Origin of the sequence: Nonomuraea sp. C10 (assembly GCF_008017515.1) — a bacterium.
GTDB classification, from domain to species: Bacteria; Actinomycetota; Actinomycetes; order Streptosporangiales; family Streptosporangiaceae; genus Nonomuraea; species Nonomuraea ferruginea.
In genome coordinates this window covers 2,336,840-2,353,542 of sequence record NZ_VPFF01000003.1, presented here as the reverse complement: position 1 = coordinate 2,353,542, position 16,703 = coordinate 2,336,840, and the positions used below count along the sequence as shown (strand labels likewise).

General features: G+C 70.6%; 14 protein-coding genes. 5 read left to right on the top strand and 9 right to left on the bottom strand.

The window, feature by feature from the left end:
• Positions 1–79: 79 nt before the first annotated feature.
• From FR742_RS43200 to FR742_RS43175, 6 genes are all read right to left on the bottom strand, one after another.
• A complete protein-coding gene (locus FR742_RS43200; RefSeq protein ID WP_148036939.1) occupies positions 80–1,354 on the bottom strand; it encodes a thymidine phosphorylase in 1,275 nt (424 codons plus the stop codon).
• Positions 1,354–1,749, bottom strand: a complete 396-nt coding sequence (locus tag FR742_RS43195) for a cytidine deaminase (protein ID WP_148036938.1) — start codon at positions 1,747–1,749, stop codon at positions 1,354–1,356. The genes FR742_RS43200 and FR742_RS43195 overlap by 1 nt, the downstream gene beginning before the upstream one ends.
• The gene (locus FR742_RS43190) at positions 1,746–3,008 is read right to left on the bottom strand and encodes an ABC transporter permease (protein ID WP_148036937.1); all 1,263 of its coding nucleotides are present in this window, start codon (positions 3,006–3,008) and stop codon (positions 1,746–1,748) included. Before FR742_RS43190 ends, FR742_RS43195 begins: the two co-directional genes overlap by 4 nt.
• Positions 3,005–4,144 (bottom strand): ABC transporter permease, encoded by a 1,140-nt coding sequence (locus FR742_RS43185; protein WP_148036936.1) that lies wholly within the window; start codon positions 4,142–4,144, stop codon positions 3,005–3,007. Before FR742_RS43185 ends, FR742_RS43190 begins: the two co-directional genes overlap by 4 nt.
• Positions 4,144–5,688, bottom strand: coding sequence for an ABC transporter ATP-binding protein (locus FR742_RS43180; protein WP_148036935.1), 1,545 nt, complete (start codon positions 5,686–5,688; stop codon positions 4,144–4,146). Before FR742_RS43180 ends, FR742_RS43185 begins: the two co-directional genes overlap by 1 nt.
• A gap of 87 nt (positions 5,689–5,775) precedes the next feature.
• Positions 5,776–6,849 (bottom strand): BMP family protein, encoded by a 1,074-nt coding sequence (locus FR742_RS43175; RefSeq protein ID WP_148036934.1) that lies wholly within the window; start codon positions 6,847–6,849, stop codon positions 5,776–5,778.
• A gap of 277 nt (positions 6,850–7,126) precedes the next feature.
• On the opposite strand from FR742_RS43175, the gene FR742_RS43170 reads away from it, so the two are divergent.
• Positions 7,127–9,013: a Xaa-Pro dipeptidyl-peptidase gene (locus tag FR742_RS43170; protein ID WP_148036933.1), complete on the top strand. Its 1,887-nt coding sequence runs from the start codon at positions 7,127–7,129 to the stop codon at positions 9,011–9,013.
• A 51-nt stretch (positions 9,014–9,064) separates the two neighbouring features.
• On the opposite strand, the gene FR742_RS43165 is transcribed toward FR742_RS43170, so the two are convergent.
• Entirely contained in the window at positions 9,065–10,300 is a 1,236-nt protein-coding gene (locus FR742_RS43165) for a M20 family metallopeptidase (protein ID WP_148036932.1), read from the bottom strand.
• Positions 10,301–10,806: 506 nt separating this feature from the next.
• Here FR742_RS43165 and FR742_RS43160 point away from each other — a divergent pair.
• The gene (locus tag FR742_RS43160; protein ID WP_187281630.1) at positions 10,807–12,195 is read left to right on the top strand and encodes a peptide ligase PGM1-related protein; all 1,389 of its coding nucleotides are present in this window, start codon (positions 10,807–10,809) and stop codon (positions 12,193–12,195) included.
• Positions 12,196–12,255: 60 nt separating this feature from the next.
• Positions 12,256–13,602, top strand: a complete 1,347-nt coding sequence (locus FR742_RS43155) for a PP2C family protein-serine/threonine phosphatase (protein WP_187281629.1) — start codon at positions 12,256–12,258, stop codon at positions 13,600–13,602.
• Here the strand turns inward: FR742_RS43155 and FR742_RS43150 are convergent.
• Positions 13,579–13,797 (bottom strand): SCO4848 family membrane protein, encoded by a 219-nt coding sequence (locus FR742_RS43150; protein ID WP_261809076.1) that lies wholly within the window; start codon positions 13,795–13,797, stop codon positions 13,579–13,581. The genes FR742_RS43155 and FR742_RS43150 overlap by 24 nt on opposite strands.
• Positions 13,798–13,886: 89 nt before the next feature.
• Between FR742_RS43150 and FR742_RS43145 the strand changes: the two genes are divergently transcribed.
• The gene (locus FR742_RS43145; protein ID WP_261809075.1) at positions 13,887–15,008 is read left to right on the top strand and encodes a D-alanyl-D-alanine carboxypeptidase family protein; all 1,122 of its coding nucleotides are present in this window, start codon (positions 13,887–13,889) and stop codon (positions 15,006–15,008) included.
• On the opposite strand, the gene FR742_RS43140 is transcribed toward FR742_RS43145, so the two are convergent.
• Positions 15,003–15,953 (bottom strand): YihY/virulence factor BrkB family protein, encoded by a 951-nt coding sequence (locus tag FR742_RS43140; protein WP_261809074.1) that lies wholly within the window; start codon positions 15,951–15,953, stop codon positions 15,003–15,005. The genes FR742_RS43145 and FR742_RS43140 overlap by 6 nt on opposite strands.
• Before the next feature lie 300 nt (positions 15,954–16,253).
• Here FR742_RS43140 and FR742_RS43135 point away from each other — a divergent pair, with 300 nt between their 5' ends.
• Positions 16,254–16,682, top strand: a complete 429-nt coding sequence (locus FR742_RS43135) for a MarR family winged helix-turn-helix transcriptional regulator (protein ID WP_148036927.1) — start codon at positions 16,254–16,256, stop codon at positions 16,680–16,682.
• Positions 16,683–16,703: the final 21 nt, after the last annotated feature.

Below are 16,703 nucleotides of genomic sequence, written 5' to 3'. Positions count from 1 at the left end.
CCTGGACGGATCATCGAACCCGGCCGCGCCACCGGTCGAACAGTGACGCGGCCGATCGTCGAACCCGCCGCCCCGGCCGTCACGCGGTGACGCGGCCGATCACGAGGGGCAACTGCTCCCCCGCGGTCTCGCCCACCTCGTAACAACCGTCCAGGGCCGCGAGCGCCCGTTCGAACCGCGCCGCCTCGTCGGCGTGCAGCGTCATCAGCGGCTGCCCCCGGCGCACCGGATCGCCGGGCTTGGCGTGCAGGGTGATGCCCGCGCCCGCCGACACCGGGTCCTCCTTGCGCGCCCGTCCCGCGCCGAGCCGCCAGGCCGCCAGGCCCACCGCGTAGGCGTCGAGCCGGGACAGCACCCCGGACGCCGGCGCCTCGACGGTCATCGTCTCGCCCGCCCGGGGCAGCGGCGCGTCCGGATCGCCGCCCTGGGCCGCGATCATGCGGCGCCAGGCGTCCATCGCCGACCCGTCGCCCAGCGCGTCGGCGGGGTCCTTGCCGGAGATCCCGGCCGCCTCCAGCATCTCCCGCGCGAGCCGTACGGTCAGCTCCACCACGTCGGAAGGCCCGCCGCCCGCGAGGACCTCGACCGACTCCTCGACCTCCAGGGCGTTGCCCACGGCCCGGCCCAGCGGCCGGTCCATGGCGGTGAGCAGCGCGACCGTGCGCACGCCCGCGTCGGTGCCGAGCGCCACCATGGTCTCGGCCAGCTCGCGGGCGCGCTCCGGGGTCTTCATGAACGCCCCGGAGCCGACCTTCACGTCGAGCACCAGCGCGCCCGTGCCTTCGGCGATCTTCTTGGACATGATCGACGAGGCGATGAGCGGGATGGACTCGACGGTGCCGGTGACGTCGCGCAGCGCGTACAGCTTCTTGTCGGCGGGCGCGAGCCCGGACCCGGCGGCGCAGACCACCGCGCCCGCCTCGCGGAGCACGCCGAGCATCTCGTCGTTGGACAGCGAGGCCCGCCAGCCGGGGATCGACTCCAGCTTGTCGAGCGTACCCCCGGTGTGGCCGAGGCCGCGCCCGGAGAGCTGCGGCACGTAGGCCCCGCAGGCGGCGACCAGCGGCGCCAGCGGCAGCGTGATCTTGTCGCCGACGCCGCCGGTGGAGTGCTTGTCGGCGGTCGGCCGGTCGAGCGCCGACCAGTCCATGCGCTCGCCGGAGCGGATCATCGCCTCGGTCCAGCCGGCGATCTCGCGCCGGTTCATGCCGTTGAGCAGGATCGCCATGGCCAGCGCGGCCATCTGCTCGTCGGCGACCGCGCCCTTGGTGTAGGCGTCGATCACCCAGTCGATCTGGGCGGCCGTCAGCTCGCCGCCGTCGCGCTTGGCGACGATGACCTCGATGGCGTCCATCACGCCATCCGGGACAGGTCGTCGGGGCCGAAGGCGTACGGCAGGATCTCGGCCATCCGCTTGGGCCCGTCGACGGTCTCGACCAGCAGGTCGGCGCCGCCGAACTCCCACAGCAGCTGACGGCAGCGCCCGCACGGCATGAGCAGCTCACCGTGGCCGTCGACGCAGGTGAAGGCCACCAGCCGGCCGCCGCCGGACGCCTGCAGCGCGGACACCAGCCCGCACTCGGCGCACAGCCCCACGCCGTAGGAGGCGTTCTCCACGTTGCAGCCGGTCACCACGCGCCCGTCGTCGACCAGCGCGGCGGCGCCGACCGGGAATTTCGAATATGGAGCGTAGGCGTGGTGCATGGCCTCCGCGGCCTCGGCGCGAAGTGACTCCCAGTCGATGCTCAATGCTGTTCCCCCCGTCGGTAGCGTACGCCGTCGGCCTTGGGCATCCGCAGCCGCTGCGACGCGACGAGGAGCACCAGCAGCGTGAGCACGTGCGGCGTGATGAAGACGAACTCGTTCGGCAGCCGGTCGACGGTCAGCCAGAGCCAGAAGAGCACGGCCGCGCCCACCACGGCGGCGCCCATCGCCGTGTAGTCCTTGACGGTCAGCGCCGACAGCCCGTCCGCCCGGCGGGCCCTGACGCCGAGGTAGATCAGCAGCAGGATCGCGCCCAGGAGCAGGAAGGACGTGATCGCCCCCTGGCTGCGCAGTTGCAGGCCGTCGGCGTACCCGAAGAGCGCGGCGCCGGCCGCGAGCCCGCCGGGCCGCCAGTTACCGAAGATCATCGCGGCGAGGCCGATGAAGCCGCGCCCGGCCGTCTGCCCCTCGACGTACTTCGTGCTGACGAAGACCAGGAACACGCCGCCCAGCCCGGCGAACGCGCCGGAGATGACCACCGCGATGTACTTGATCCGGTAGACGTTGACCCCCAGCGACTCGGCCGCCCACGGGTTCTCGCCCGCGGAGCGCAGCCGCAGCCCGAAGGAGGTGTGCCAGAGCACGAAGAACGTCAGCGGCAGCATCAGCACGGCCAGGATGACCAGCACGTTCACGTTGTGCGTGAGCCCGCGCAGGATGCCCGCCACGTCGCCGACCAGGAACCACCTGGTGCTCTCCAGGCTGCCCAGCCAGTCGGGCCCGTCCGACAGCAGCGGCAGGCTCAGCTCGGGCGCCGCGGACGACATCGCGGGCGAGGTGGTGATGCCCGCGCCCGCCTGGTTGGCGGGGCTGCCCTCCTTGTAGAGCACCTCGGACAGGAACCGGGTGACGCCGGGACCGAGCAGGTTGATCGCCACGCCGCTGATGATGTGGTCGACGCCGAAGGTGACGGTGGCGATGGCGTGGATGAGGCCGCCGATGGCGCCCGCGAGCAGCCCGGCGACGAGCGCCGCGTAGGGGCCCCACTGGTAGCCGGCCCAGCCGGCGAACCACGTGCCGAGCACCATCATGCCTTCGAGGCCGATGTTGACCACGCCCGCGCGCTCGGCCCACAGGCCGCCGAGCCCGGCCAGCCCGATCGGCACCGCCAGCATGAGCGCGGCCGCGAACGTGCCGGACGAGGTGATCTCGTTCGCTCCGGTGATCAGGCGGATCAGCGCCACGAGCAGGATCGCCGCGGCGACGCCGACGAGCGCCAGATGGTACTTGCGGGTCCTGGTCATGCTGCCACCTCAACGGGAGTGTTCCTGCCGAGCGCCTGGGCGGCCCGCCGTTCCTCGCGCCGCAGCGCGATCCTGCTGGTGATCTCGTTGGCGATGACCACGAGGAGGACGATGGTGCCCTGCATGATCGTGATGACCGAGGGCGGCACGTCCGCGAACTGCAGCGGCCCCTGCGCCCGGTCGAGGAAGCCGAACAGCAGCGCGGCCACCGCGATGCCCGCGGGCTTGTTGCGGCCCAGCAGGGCCACGGCGATGCCGAGGAAGCCGAGGCCCGGGGTGAAGTTGGAGCCGAACGCGTGCTCGTCGCCGAGGATCTCGGGCAGGCCGATCAGTCCCGCGACCGCCCCGGAGAGCACCATCGCGGAGATGACCATCCGCTTCGGGTCGACGCCGGAGGCGAGCGCGGCCGGCGCGTTGAGGCCGCTGGCCTTGACCTCGAAGCCGAACCTGGTGCGCTCGAGCACCAGCCAGATCCCGACGCCGAGCAGGATCGCCACGATCAGGAAGCCCCACAGGCCGTCGCCGCGCGGCGCGGGCAGGCCGAACATCTCCAGCAGCACGTTCACGTTGGGGAACCACGCCGACTCGGGCAGCACGGGCGTGCTCGTGGTGAGCTGGCCCTCCGCCCGCTCGCCGGCGAACGGGCCGCGGACGAGGAACGCGGCCAGGTTGATCGCGATGTAGTTCAGCATGATCGTGGAGATGACCTCGTTCACCCCCCGGGTCACCTTCATCACGGCCGGGATCAGCGCGTACAGGCCGCCGGCGGCCGCCGCCACGATGATGATCACCGTGATCTGGATCGGCGCGGGCGCGACGAACGTCGAGCCGACGAACGCGGCGCAGATGGCCGCGATGCGGTACTGGCCCTCGACGCCGATGTTGAAGAGGTTCATCCGGAAGCCGATGGCCACCGCCAGCCCGGCGATGAACAGCGTCACCGCCCGGTTGAGCATGTCGGCGATGCTGGTCGACACGGCCTTCTCGGTGGCGCCGAAGTTGAGGAAGGCGGCGAACGCGTCCGCCGGGCTGGCGCCCACGGCGACGATCGCCACACTGGAGATGCCGATGGCCAGCACGATGGCCGCGACGGCGCCGGCGACGGTGAGCAGCGCCCTGAAGAGCCCCGCGGGCATCACGCCTCCTCAGTGCCGGTGATGGCACCGGTCATGTATCCGCCCAGCCGCTCTGGCGTGACGCCGGACGGGTCGAGCCGGGCGGCGAGCCGCCCTCGGTAGATCACGTACAACGTGTCGGACAGGCCGATCAGCTCGTCGAGGTCCGCCGAGATCAGCAGCACGGCCAGCCCGGCGGCGCGGGCGTTGCGCAGGTGCTCCCAGATGGCGGCCTGCGCGCCCACGTCGACGCCTCTGGTCGGGTGGGCGGCGATGAGCACCTTCGGCTCGCCGCTCATCTCGCGGCCGACGATGAGCTTCTGCTGGTTGCCGCCCGACAGGGCCAGGGCCAGCGTGTCGACGCCGGGCGTGCGGACGTCGTACGCCTCGACGATGCGCTGGGTGTCGGCCCTGGACGCGCGCCGGTTGATCCAGAACCCGCGGCGGGCCGGTGGCCTGGTCTGGTGGCCGAGCACGCGGTTCTCCCAGAGGGACGCCTCCAGCAGCAGGCCCTGGCGGTGGCGGTCCTCGGGGATGTAGCCGATGCCCGCCTCGCGGCGGCGCAGCGTGGGCCAGGCGGAGATGTCCTCGGCGCCGAGCGTGAGCCCGCCGCGCGCCTGGCGGATGCCCATGATGGCCTCGATCAGCTCGGACTGCCCGTTGCCCTCGACGCCCGCGATGCCGACGATCTCGCCCTTGCGGATCTCGAACGACACCTCGTCCAGCAGGCGCCGCCCGCCCTGCGCCTCCAGGGTCAGGCCGGACACCTTGAGCATGACGGTGTCGGTCACCGTGGACTCGCGGGTCTCCGGGGTGGGCAGCTCGCTGCCGACCATGAGCTCGGCGAGCTGGCGGGCGGTGGTGCCCGCGGGGTCGACGCCGGCGACCGTGGTGCCGCGCCGGATCACGGTGATCGCGTCGGCGATGCTGAGCACCTCGTCGAGCTTGTGCGAGATGAAGATGACCGTGAGGCCGCCGGCCTTGAGCTCGCGCAGGTTGTCGAAGAGCTCGTCGACCTCCTGCGGCACGAGCACCGCGGTCGGCTCGTCCAGGATGAGGATCCGCGCGCCGCGGTAGAGGACCTTGAGGATCTCCACCCGCTGGCGGTCGCCGACGCCCAGGTCCTCCACGAGCCGGTCGGGGTCCACCCGCAGCCCGTGGCGCTCGGCCAGCTCGTTGATGCGGCGGCGGGCGCCGGCCTTGTCGAGCACGCCGGCCGTGCCGGGCTCGGCCCCCAGCACGATGTTCTCCAGCACCGTGAAGTTGTCGGCGAGCATGAAGTGCTGGTGGACCATGCCGATGCCGACGGCGATGGCGTCGCTCGGGGTGCGGAAGGCGACCTCTTCGCCGTTGACCCTGATCGTGCCCTCGTCCGGCTTCTGCATGCCGTAGAGGATCTTCATCAGCGTCGACTTGCCGGCGCCGTTCTCCCCCACGATCGCGTGCACCGTTCCGGCGTCGACGGTGAGGCTGACGTCGTGGTTGGCCACGACACCGGGGAAGCGCTTGGTGATGCCCTCCAGCTGGACGGCTGGTGGAACCGCGGCGACGGTCTCGGCGTTCATCGGCCGCTCATTCGATCTCTCCTTGGCAGATACAGGCCGAAGGCCCGGGTCAGGGGACGCCGGGCCCTCGGGGAGGCATTCCTCAGATCACGGCTTGGTCGGGACCGTGATCTTGCCGTCGACGATGTCCTTCTGAGCGGCTTCGATCTTGTCCGCGATGTCGTCGATCTCACCGCCGGTGGTGGACAGGCCGACGCCGTCCACCTTGAGGTCGTAGATCACGTCGGTGCCGCCCTTGGCGCCACCCTGGAAGGCCTTGACGAACTCGAACACGCCCACGTCGACGCGCTTGAGCATGGAGGTCATGATGACCTCCTGGAGGTTGGTCTCCTTGACCGTCTGGCGCTGGTCGGAGTCGACGCCGATGGCCTTCTTCTTGGCCGCGGCCGCCGCCTGGAACACGCCGAGGCCGGAGTCGCCGGACGCGTGGTAGACGATCTCCGCGCCGTCCTGGTACATCTTCTCGGCCGCGACCTTGCCCTTGTCGGGGGCGCGGAAGCCGGTGAAGTCACCGTCGGGCGTGAGGTACGTCACGTCGATCTTGGCATCGCTCTTGACCGACTTCACGCCGGCCTCGAAGCCCGCCTGGAACTTCTTGATCAGGTCGTTCTCGACACCGCCGACGAAGCCCACGTGGCCGCTCTCGGCCTTGAGCGCCGCCGCGACGCCCGCCAGGTAGGAGCCCTGCTCCTCGGCGAAGAGCAGACCCGTCACGTTGGTGGCGTTGGAGGCCGAGTCGACGACCGCGAACTGGATCTCCGGGTATTCCTCGGCGGCCTTCTTGATGTCCTCGCCGTAGGCGAAGCCGACGCCGATGATCGGGTTGTAGCCCGCGTCGGCCAGCTGGGTCAGCAGCTCGCCGCGGTTGGAGCCGTCGGACGCCGGGCTGAGTTCCTTGATCTCCGCGCCGAGCTCGGCCTTCGCCTTCTCCAGGCCCGCGTAGGCGGCGTCGTTGAACGACTTGTCGCCGCGTCCGCCGATGTCGAACGCGAGACCGACCTTGAGCGCGCCACCCGCGGGGGCGCTGCTGCTGTCCGCGGACGGCGCGGTGCTCGCCGTCGTCTCCCCGCCGCTGCCGCTGCCGCCACAAGCCGCGGCCGCCATGAGCATGGCACCGGCCAGCGTGCCGGTCGCCAACCTGCCGAATCGCTTGCTGAGCAAGGCGACTCCTTCCATTTCCCCGGCCGTCAAACTTCATCGCAGGCGCGAAGAAATGCACGGCAACCCTGCACGGAAGATAGTTGGTTGACCAGGCCATACCAAACCGGCACACAGGGTCGCAACCGCTCCGTTATCGACCTCAAGCGGGACTGTGACCTGGCCGCGCCCTCACCCACGTCCGGAAGCTTTGCCCAATTTTGGGCCTCGCCATCCGGTCCGAGGGGATCGATCATGACAGGGCATTCCCCCAACCGGGGCAACCACTCAGGAGTCCTGCATGCACCCCTGGAAGGCAATCGCCGTGCCGCTGGCCGCGGCCATGGTGCTCACCATGGCGTCCGCGCCGCCCGCGGCATCGGCGGACACCCCCGCCGTCAAGGTCGAGGGAGGCGCGACCCAACCGGTCTTCTCCCGCGCAGACGCGATCAAACAGACGGTCTTCGTCGAGGTGGCCGGCACCGACAGCGACGACGACGGCAGCCCCGACCGGGTCGCCGTCGACATCCTGCGGCCCAAGGAGACCGACCAGGGACTCAAGGTCCCGGTCATCATGGAGGCCAGCCCGTACTACGCGGGCGGCAACGACGTCGCCAACCACGTCGTGGACGTCGACGAGCACGGCAACCCGCTGCCCAGCACCCTGCGCGGGCAGTCCAAGCTGTCGAGCGAGCCGTTCGACTCCTACTACGACAACTACTTCGTGCCCCGCGGCTACGCCGTCGCCCTGGTCGAGAACCTGGGCAGCGGCCGCGCCACCGGCTGCCCGACCACCGGCGACCGCAACGAGACGGCCGGGCCCAAGGCCGCCATCGACTGGCTCAACGGCCGCGCCAAGGCCTTCGACGCCGCCGGCAACCCGGTCGAGGCCACCTGGTCCACCGGCAAGGTCGGCATGATCGGCGTCTCGTACAACGGGACCCTGCCGAACGCGGTGGCCGCGACCGGCGTCAAGGGCCTGGAGACGATCGTGCCGATCGCCGCGATCTCCTCCTGGTACGACTACTACCGGGCCAACGGCGGCGTGGTCGCGCCCGGCGGGTTCCAGGGCGAGGACGCGGACGTGCTGGCCAAGTACGTGCTCACCAGGGAGAACGGCCAGGAGGTGTGCGGCCCGGTCATGGACCACCTGACCGCCGCCCAGGACCGGGTCACCGGCGACTACAGCGACTTCTGGGACGACCGCAACTACCTCAACGACGTGCGCAAGGTGCGGGCCAGCGTCTTCCTCGTGCACGGGCTCAACGACTGGAACGTCAAGACCAAGCAGGCCGCCCAGTGGTGGTACGCGCTGGCCGAGCGGAAGGTGCCGCGCAAGATCTGGCTGCACCAGGGCACCCACATGAACCCGTTCAGCCTGCGCACCGCCGAGTGGCTGCGCCAGCTGCACGGCTGGTTCGACCACTGGCTGTACGGGATCGACAGCGGGATCATGCGTGAGCCGCAGGCCGACGTGGAGATCGCGGCCGGTCAGTGGGGTCAGCACAGGTCGTGGCCGCTGCCGGGCACCGCGCCGGTGCGACTGTGGATGGGCTCGGACGCGAAGCTGGGCCTGCTGCCGCGACCGCTCTCGGCGCGCGAGTCGTTCGTCGACCAGAAGACCCGCACGGCGGAGCAGCTGGTGGAGAACGCCCCGGCCGCCGACCCGAACCGGCTGGCCTACCTCACCGGGGCGCTGCCGACGGACGTGCGGATCTCCGGCACACCGGAGGTCACCGTGCGGGCCTCGCTGAAGAACGGCTCCTCGCCGTTCCTGACCGCGCTGCTCGTGGACTACGGCACCGACACGCGGCCCGACGGCAGACTGCTGTCGACCGGCGAGGAGTACTGCTACGGCCAGGGCGTGCCGGGTGACACCGGCTGTACGGTGCTGCGCCGGCTGGGCACGGCCGAGACCGCGTACAAGATCGTCACCCGGGGCTGGCTGGACGTGCGCAACCGGAACCGGGCCGACCGGACGGAGCCGGTGCGCGCGGGCAAGGAGTACAGCTTCACCTGGGACTTCCAGCCCCAGGACTACCTGTTCAAGAAGGGGCACAGGATCGGCGTCGTGATCATCTCGACCGACCACGACTACACCCTGCGCTACCCGGCGGGCACCGAGGTGACGCTGTCGCCCGGCCGCTCGTCGCTGCGGCTGCCGGTGGTCTTCGGCCGGATCTCCTGACATGGGACGGCGGCGGGAGACCGGAGTCTCCCGCCGCCGGACCGTGTCTCGTCAGGCCAGCGCCGAGGTGATCTCGTCAGCGGCCGGCACGTGGGTGCTCTCGAACAGCGCGGTCAGCGCGGTCGTGGCCATGACCCGCACGCCCATCGCGATCGCCCGCTCGTCGATGTCGAACGTGCCCTGGTGGATGTCGTAGGTGACGCCGCTCTCCGGGGACCGGGTGCCGAGCCGGGCGAAGGCGCCCGGGATCGACTCGAGGTACCAAGCGAAGTCCTCGCCGCCGAGCGACTGGTGGGTGGACACCACGGCGCCCGCGCCCAGGGCGCGCTCGGCGGCCTCGGACAGCATCTGCACGCAGCCCTCGTCGTTGACCACCGGCGGCACGCCGCGGGTGTATTCCATCGTGGCCTCGATGCCGTACGCGCCCGCGACCGACTCCAGCAGCGTCTTGATCAGGTCAGGGGCGGCGTGCCAGGCGTCCTCGTCGAGGCAGCGGACCGTGCCCTCGGCCACGCCGCCGTCCGGGATCGCGTTGGCGGCCGTGCCGGCCTCGACGCGGCCCCAGACGAGGCTGAGCGAGGAGCGCGGGTCGATCCGGCGCGACAGCGCGGCGGGCAGCTCGGTGAGCACCTTGGCCAGCGCGAAGACCAGGTCGGCCGTGAGGTGCGGGCGGGCGGTGTGGCCGCCGGGGCCGGACACCCGGATGACGACCTTGTCGCAGGCGGAGGTGATCGGGCCGCTCTTGAGACCGAGCTGGCCGACGTCGACGCGCGGGTCGCAGTGGAGGCCGAAGATGCGGTCGACGCCGCTGATGCCGCCCTGGGCCATGACCTCGAGCGCGCCGCCGGGAAGCTCCTCGGCGGGCTGGAAGATCAGGCGCACCCGGCCGGGCAGCAGCCCCGCGGCGGCCTGCTGGGCGAGGAAGAGCGAGGCGCCGAGCAGGATCGTGGTGTGCACGTCGTGGCCGCACGCGTGGCAGGCGCCGGGGACGGTCGAACGGTAGGACACGCCCTTCTCGTCCTGCAGGGGCAGCGCGTCGATGTCGGCGCGCAGCGCGATGGTGGGGCCGTCGCCGCTTCCCACGTCGCAGATGAGACCCGTGCCGCGCGGGAGCACCGTCGGGGTCAGCCCGGCGGCCACCAGCCGCTCCGCGACCCGCTGGGTCGTGCGGTATTCGGCGAAGGCCAGCTCAGGATGCATGTGCAGGTCGCGGCGGAACGCCACGAGATCCTGCTCGGTCTCCACCAGGAACGCGTCGAGTTCCCCTCGAAGCTCACGCCCCTGCATCAGTCACCATCCCGTCCCGTGCCGTGCGCCGTCGACTACCCGGAAATCACACGGCCAATAGCGCCGTATCGAGTACTTGTCCCCACTGTGGTCGGCTGTTCGATCGGAGCAGCCGTCCGGCGAATCGAGATTGCCGCACACCCGGAGGTCTTCGGGGATCGTCAGCGCGGGGCACGACTCTCGGTCGCCTGTTGAGGACAACCGCCACAGCCCGGATCACAGCGGTCGGCCGTGGAACCTGGCGATGCTCCGACTTTATCCCTCTCACGAGGCTTCGCGCTGACGACTACACCAAAAGTTAGCCGACGGCATGCCCGTAACCATGGACGGTCACGGAGAGTGACAGGTCAACTGACCTGAAAATAGTCACAAGGGATCACTAGATCATGACCCGCGGCCGCCACTCCCAAACGTGGTGACCGATTCCGAATCGCGTCACCTTCAGCCATGGCGATAACACTACCGCGCTGGCTGCATTTGGGAGAATTGCGTGTTTCACTCGCTATATGATCACTAACATCCCGTTCGGGGAGAAGTATGCCGGGTTGAGCATCTTCGAGCCGGGCCAGGGCACCCTGGTGGTCGTACCTTCGCTCTCCCTGCCCCAGGATGAGCTCCGCCGCATCACGGGCGCGCGATGCTACGAGGAGCGTCTGCTCTTCTTGTTGCTGACGCTGCGCGAGCCCGGGGTCGACGTGATCTACCTGTCGTCCGCGCCGATCGATCCGGCCATCGTCGACTACTACTTGGGATTCCTGCCCGATCCGGAGGAAGCCGCCAAACGGCTCACGCTGATCAGCCTCGACACCCCGGACGCGCAGCCCCTCACCCGGACGTTACTCTCCCGTCCCGATGTCCTGGAGCGGCTGCGCGCCGCGATCGACGGCGACGCCTGGCTGGTCCCCTTCGTGCTGAGCGAGCTGGAGGAACGGCTCGCCTCGCTACTCAGCGTTCCCCTCTACGGCCCGGCCACGTCGCTGGCCTACTACGGCTCCAAGAGCGGCTCCCGGGAGATCGGCACCGAGGCGGGCGTGCCGATGGCCCGCGGCTTCCGCGACCTCTACACGCTCGCCGAGATCGAGGACGCGATCGAGTCGCTGCCGGGCGAGCGTCTGATCGTCAAGCTGAACGACGCCTACTCCGGCCTCGGCAACGCCATCGTGCCCAGGGGCGACCTGCGGGGCACCAGCTTCGCGGCCGAGGGCGAGACCTGGGCCACCTTCGCCGCCAAGGTGCGCGAGCGCGGCGCGGTCGTCGAGGAGTTCATCGAGCACCGCCCGCTCTACCACCCGAGCGCGCTGGCCCGCATCTCCCCCGGCGGCGACTACGAGGTGGTCGCCACCCACGACCAGGTGCTCGGCGGCCCGAACAACCACGTCTACCAGGGCTGCATGTTCCCGGCCGCGCCGGAGTACCGCTCCGAGGTCGGCGACTGCGCCGGGCGCATAGCCGGAGCGCTGGCGGCCAAAGGCGTGATCGGCCTGTTCGGCATGGACTTCTTCGCCATGAAGACCGACGCCGGCTACGCGGCGCTGCTGTGCGAGATCAACCTGCGCATCGGCGGCACCACCCACCCGTACGGGGCCGCGCTGCTGACGACCGGGGCCACGTACGACCCCGGCACCGGGCTGCTGATGGCCGAGGGCCGGCCCAAGTACTACACGGCCACGGACAACTGCGCGGCCGACTGCCTGCGCGGGCGCACCCCCGGGCAGGTGCTGCGCCAGGCCGAGCGGCTCGGACTCGGCTTCGACCACGACAGCCGCACCGGCAACGTCTTCCACCTGCTCGGCGCCATCCCCGAGCACGGCAAGCTCGGCTTCACCTCGATCGCCGACTCCCGCGAGCAGGCGGACGAGCTGCACCGCCGGACCCGACGCGCCCTCTGTGGCTGATTCCGCACCGATTCTGTGCATTAATAAACGAAGTCACGTATGGGCTGGAGGGGCGCTCCGGTGAATCCGTACTTCGTCATCAAAGACCCGCGCAGCCGCGCCGGTCTGCGTCTGAGCGCGTCCGCCACGTCCCAGGAGCGGCTGGCCTTTCTCAACGAGGCGAGCAGCCGCATCGGCAGCACGCTCGACCTCCAGCAGACGTGCCGCGAGCTGATGGACGTCGCGATCCCCCGGCTGGCCGACACCGGCGGCGTCATGGTGCAGGAGCGGCTCATCACCGAAGGCGAGTTCCCGGCCCGCGCGAAGGACGGCTCGGCCCTGGTCAGACGCGTGTCCACGGCGGTGGCGACGCACAACCCGTGGGAGTGGGACGACGCGTTCCCGGTCGACGAGGTCTGCGTCTATCCCCCGTACCTGCCGCAGGGGCAGGCCATGGCCACGGGCGAGACCGTGCTCGTGCCCAGGCTGGACCGCGCCGTCGGCGAGGAGAACGCACAGGCGTTCCAGCGGCCGATCATCGCCAGGCTGCTGCCCGGGAGCTCCTTCCTCGTGGCGCCGCTGCTCGCCAGGGGCAACGTGCTCGGGTTCCTGGTGCTGCTGCGCCGCGACTGCAGCGAGCCCTTCCAGGAGTCGGACGTCCCGCTGGCCGAGGAACTGGCCGCGCGGACCGCGATCTGCATCGACAACGCCCGGCTCTACGAGCGCGAGCGGCGCACCGCGCTCATGCTGCAGCGTTCCCTCCTGCCGACCGGCCTGCAGCGGTCTCCCGGCCTGGAGATCGCCTACCGCTACCTGCCGGCGAGCGACCTGGCCGAGGTGGGCGGCGACTGGTTCGACGTGATCCCGGTGACCCCGGAGCGCACCGCGCTGGTGGTCGGCGACGTGATGGGCCACGGCATCCGCGCCGCGGCGACCATGGGCCAGCTCCGCACCGCCACCCAGACGCTGGCCAGCCTGGACCTCGACCCGTCCGAGCTGCTGTTCCGGCTCAACCACGTGGCCCAGCAGCTCAGCTCCGACCAGATCGCGACCTGTCTGTACGCGACGTACGACCGCACGTCCGGCAAGATCGCCATGGCCAGCGCGGGACACCTGCCGCCGGTGCTGGTGGAACCCGCCGGCCAGGCCGCGACGGTGCCCGTCGTCCCGGGCCTGCCGCTCGGCGTCGACGTCGAGACGTGGGAGACCTGCACCGTCGACCTGCCTCCGGGCGGCCTGCTCGCCCTCTACACCGACGGCCTGGTGGAGAGCAGGGAGCAGAGCATCGACCAGGGCCTGTCGGGTCTGTGCACGCTGCTCAGCGGTCCGCCCCGGGGGATCGAGCGGATCTGTGACCTGATCATCAACGCGCAGCGGCCGACGGACAAGCGCGACGACATCGCGCTACTGCTCGCCAAGGCCTCCTGATCGCCGCCCGCGCAGGCCGCGCCACCCGATGACGCCCAGCACGATCGCCAGCACGATGTTGACGGCGATCAGGATGCCGTGCACCACGTAGAAGCCGGTCTCGTGCCCGTCCTGCAGGTTGAATCCCAGGTTGATCCACTCGAAGATCATGAACGCGGCGAGCGCGATGAGGAATCCAGCGATCTTTCGTGACATGACCATCTCTCTAGCGTCTGAAGCGGATCTTCAGGGGATGTGTCGGCACATGAGCGACAACACGAAGCTACGCTGAGTTCGCGATGTGGATGAAACTGGTGCCAGTCACGGCACTCCTCGTGGCGGTGACCTTCACCGGGGCGGCCCAGGCGTCCCCGGCCCCGACCCAGACCCCGACCCCGCCGCCGCCGGTCGGCGGTGACCTGCTGGCCGGTCGCGGCCTGATCAAGCCCGTCGGGTTCAAGGCGCCCCCGAAGACCAAGGCGACCGCGTACGTGATCGCCGACCACGAGACGGGGCAGGTGCTGGCGGCGAAGGACCCGCACGGCCGCTACCGCCCGGCCAGCACGCTCAAGATGCTCACCGCGGCCACGCTGATCCCCAAGCTCGACAAGACCCTCAAGGTCAGGCCGAGCCGCAACGCCGTCAACCAGGAGGGCAGCGCCGTCGGCCTGCAGACCAGGCCCATCTACACGGTGGACGACCTGTTCAAGGCCCTGATGATGTCGTCCGGCAACGACGCGGCGATGGCACTGGCCGAGGCGAACGGCGGCCTCGACAAGACCATGCGCGACATGAACGACGAGGCCAAGCGGCTGCAGGCCAACGACACCGTGGCCAAGACGCCCAGCGGCCTGGACAAGCCCGGACAGAGCAGCTCCGCCTACGACCTGGCGCTCATCGCCAGATCCGGCCTGTCCGACAAGGACTTCCGGCGGTACGTGAGCACCAAGACGGCCAAGTTCCCCGCGCCGAAGAAGTGGTACGAGATCAGCAACCACAACAAGCTGCTCTGGCGCTACAAGGGCATGATCGGGGTCAAGAACGGCTGGACGACGAAGGCGCAGAGCACGTTCGTCGGCGCCGCCACCCGCGACGGCCACACGATCATCGTGTCGATCATGAAGCACGAGGGCTACTTCTGGGAAGAGGTGGCCGACCTGCTCGACTGGGGCTTCGCCGCCCGGGGCAAGGTGACGCCGGTCGGCCGGCTCGTCGACCCGCTGCCCGACGAGCCGGCCCAGCAGGCGGCGCCGGTCGCCACGTCCCACGCCACTCCGTCGCCCAGCCGGAAGCCGATGATGGACGCGGCCGCGTCCGAGCAGGACGCGAGCACGCGCACGATGGGTTCCGTGGTGATCGGCGGCGGGCTGCTGTTCGGGCTGGTCTGGCTCGGCTACGGCATCCGCCGCAGGCGCAGGAGGCTATGACGGCCCGGCCGGCTCCGGTGTGCCCGCCGAGGGCACGGGCGAGGGCGCGGGCGGCGGGGCGCCTCCGGCCGTGGCGGTCCACGCGGCCACGTACAGGATGAGCCGGGTGGAGAAGTTGATCCACAGCAGCAGGCCGACCATGACCGCGAACGCGCCGTAGATCGGGTTCGACAGCGTCCCGGCGAGCAGCAGCGAGGCGAGCTGCTTGAGCACGCCGAACCCGATCGCGCCGAGCAGCGCGCCTCGGGCGAGCACCCGGAACGGCTGGACGGGCCTGGCCACCCAGCCCAGCGCGATCATGAACAGCACCCAGTCGGCGGCGACGCTGCCCGCCAGGCCGACGAGCCCCGTCAGCACCGTCACCACCGGCGAGCTGCCGCCGAACAGGAAGTTCGCCACCATCGTGGTGGCCTGCGTCGCCAGCCCGCCGACCAGCACCGACACGATGAGCGTCACGCCCAGCATGACCAGCGACGCCAGGTCGCGCAGCTTGGCCCTGACGAACGAGAACGCCGGCGAGGTGGTCATGGAGATCTCGCGCAGCGCCCCGCGCAGCGCGTCCACCGCCCCGAGCCCCGCGTACAGCAGGCCCAGGAGGCCGATGACGCCCGCGGTCGTCTTGGCGTCCTTGATCGCCGTCAGGTCGAGCTGCCCCGCCAGACCGGGCAGCCGCTCGGTGATCGCCGTCTCCAGCGCCCCCGCCACCGTCGCGCTGACCGTCACCACGTACCCCAGCAGCGCGAACGCCAGCGCGATCAGCGGGAAGAAGGACAGGAACGCGAAGTACGTCACCCCGCCCGCCAGCCGGTCGCCGGACTGCGCCTGGTAGCGCTGGACGGTCTTGATGAGGTGGTCGACGGACGGCCTGCGCACGCGCCAGCCTTCCACCATCCGCCTGGCCCGGTTCTTGATGGACCGGATCCGCTCGGTCAGGCTCACGCTCACGCCCCAGACCTGCCCTGGAGGCGACGTCCGTATCCTTTCGGCGATCATTCCGCTGCCGCAGGATTTCCGTTGAACGGGCCTCTCGGGGATCTGGCAAGCCTTTGGTGATCTTCGGCAGATTGAAAGTCGCACTGCGCCGCATGCGTGCGAGAAGGCTCGAGTACCCGCCCCGACGTGCTGCTCCGCTCGTCCATGAGGCGCTGGATCGCTGAGCTTCGGTGACGGCATGGCCTGCCTGCCCGTCTCCGCGCTGTGGACCACTCCGGCTTGACACGGGCCGCAGGGCGGGAAACTGGAAGGGTGACCACCGAGAAGGGCTCTCCGCCGCCCATCAGCCCCTCCATCATCGTGCTGACGCTGGCGCGCCGGGTCGAGACCGAGCTCGGCGCCGCTCTCGCGCCGCTCGACCTCACCGTCACCCGGCTCGGGCTGCTCGGGCACATCGCCGCCGTGCCGGGCGTGTCGTTCAGCGACCTGGCGCGCATGTCGGGCACCGCCGTGCAGAGCGTGCACTCCGCGGTGAAGGCCCTGGTCGCCGCCGGTCTCGTACGCGACAGCAACGCCCGCGCCGGCTCGGCGTCCACGATCGAGCTGACCCCCGAGGGGAGGCGGCTCCTGGCGGCGGCCGAGCAGGCCATCGGCGACGTCGACGACCTGCTGTTCGGGCCGTCGGCGGACCCGGTCCAACGACAGCTCGCCGCCGCCATCCGCGCCGCCTTCGCCTCCTGACGCGCGTTATGCCGCTGGTCG

Coding starts and splice junctions, on each gene's coding strand:
- FR742_RS43190 (WP_148036937.1), bottom strand. CDS start 3,008: ATGACCAGGACCCGCAAGTACCATCTGGCGCTCGTCGGCGTCGCCGCG.
- FR742_RS43180 (WP_148036935.1), bottom strand. CDS start 5,688: ATGAACGCCGAGACCGTCGCCGCGGTTCCACCAGCCGTCCAGCTGGAG.
- FR742_RS43185 (WP_148036936.1), bottom strand. CDS start 4,144: ATGCCCGCGGGGCTCTTCAGGGCGCTGCTCACCGTCGCCGGCGCCGTC.
- FR742_RS43150 (WP_261809076.1), bottom strand. CDS start 13,797: ATGTCACGAAAGATCGCTGGATTCCTCATCGCGCTCGCCGCGTTCATG.
- FR742_RS43200 (WP_148036939.1), bottom strand. CDS start 1,354: ATGGACGCCATCGAGGTCATCGTCGCCAAGCGCGACGGCGGCGAGCTG.
- FR742_RS43160 (WP_187281630.1), top strand. CDS start 10,807: ATGATCACTAACATCCCGTTCGGGGAGAAGTATGCCGGGTTGAGCATC.
- FR742_RS43145 (WP_261809075.1), top strand. CDS start 13,887: ATGAAACTGGTGCCAGTCACGGCACTCCTCGTGGCGGTGACCTTCACC.
- FR742_RS43165 (WP_148036932.1), bottom strand. CDS start 10,300: ATGCAGGGGCGTGAGCTTCGAGGGGAACTCGACGCGTTCCTGGTGGAG.
- FR742_RS43170 (WP_148036933.1), top strand. CDS start 7,127: ATGCACCCCTGGAAGGCAATCGCCGTGCCGCTGGCCGCGGCCATGGTG.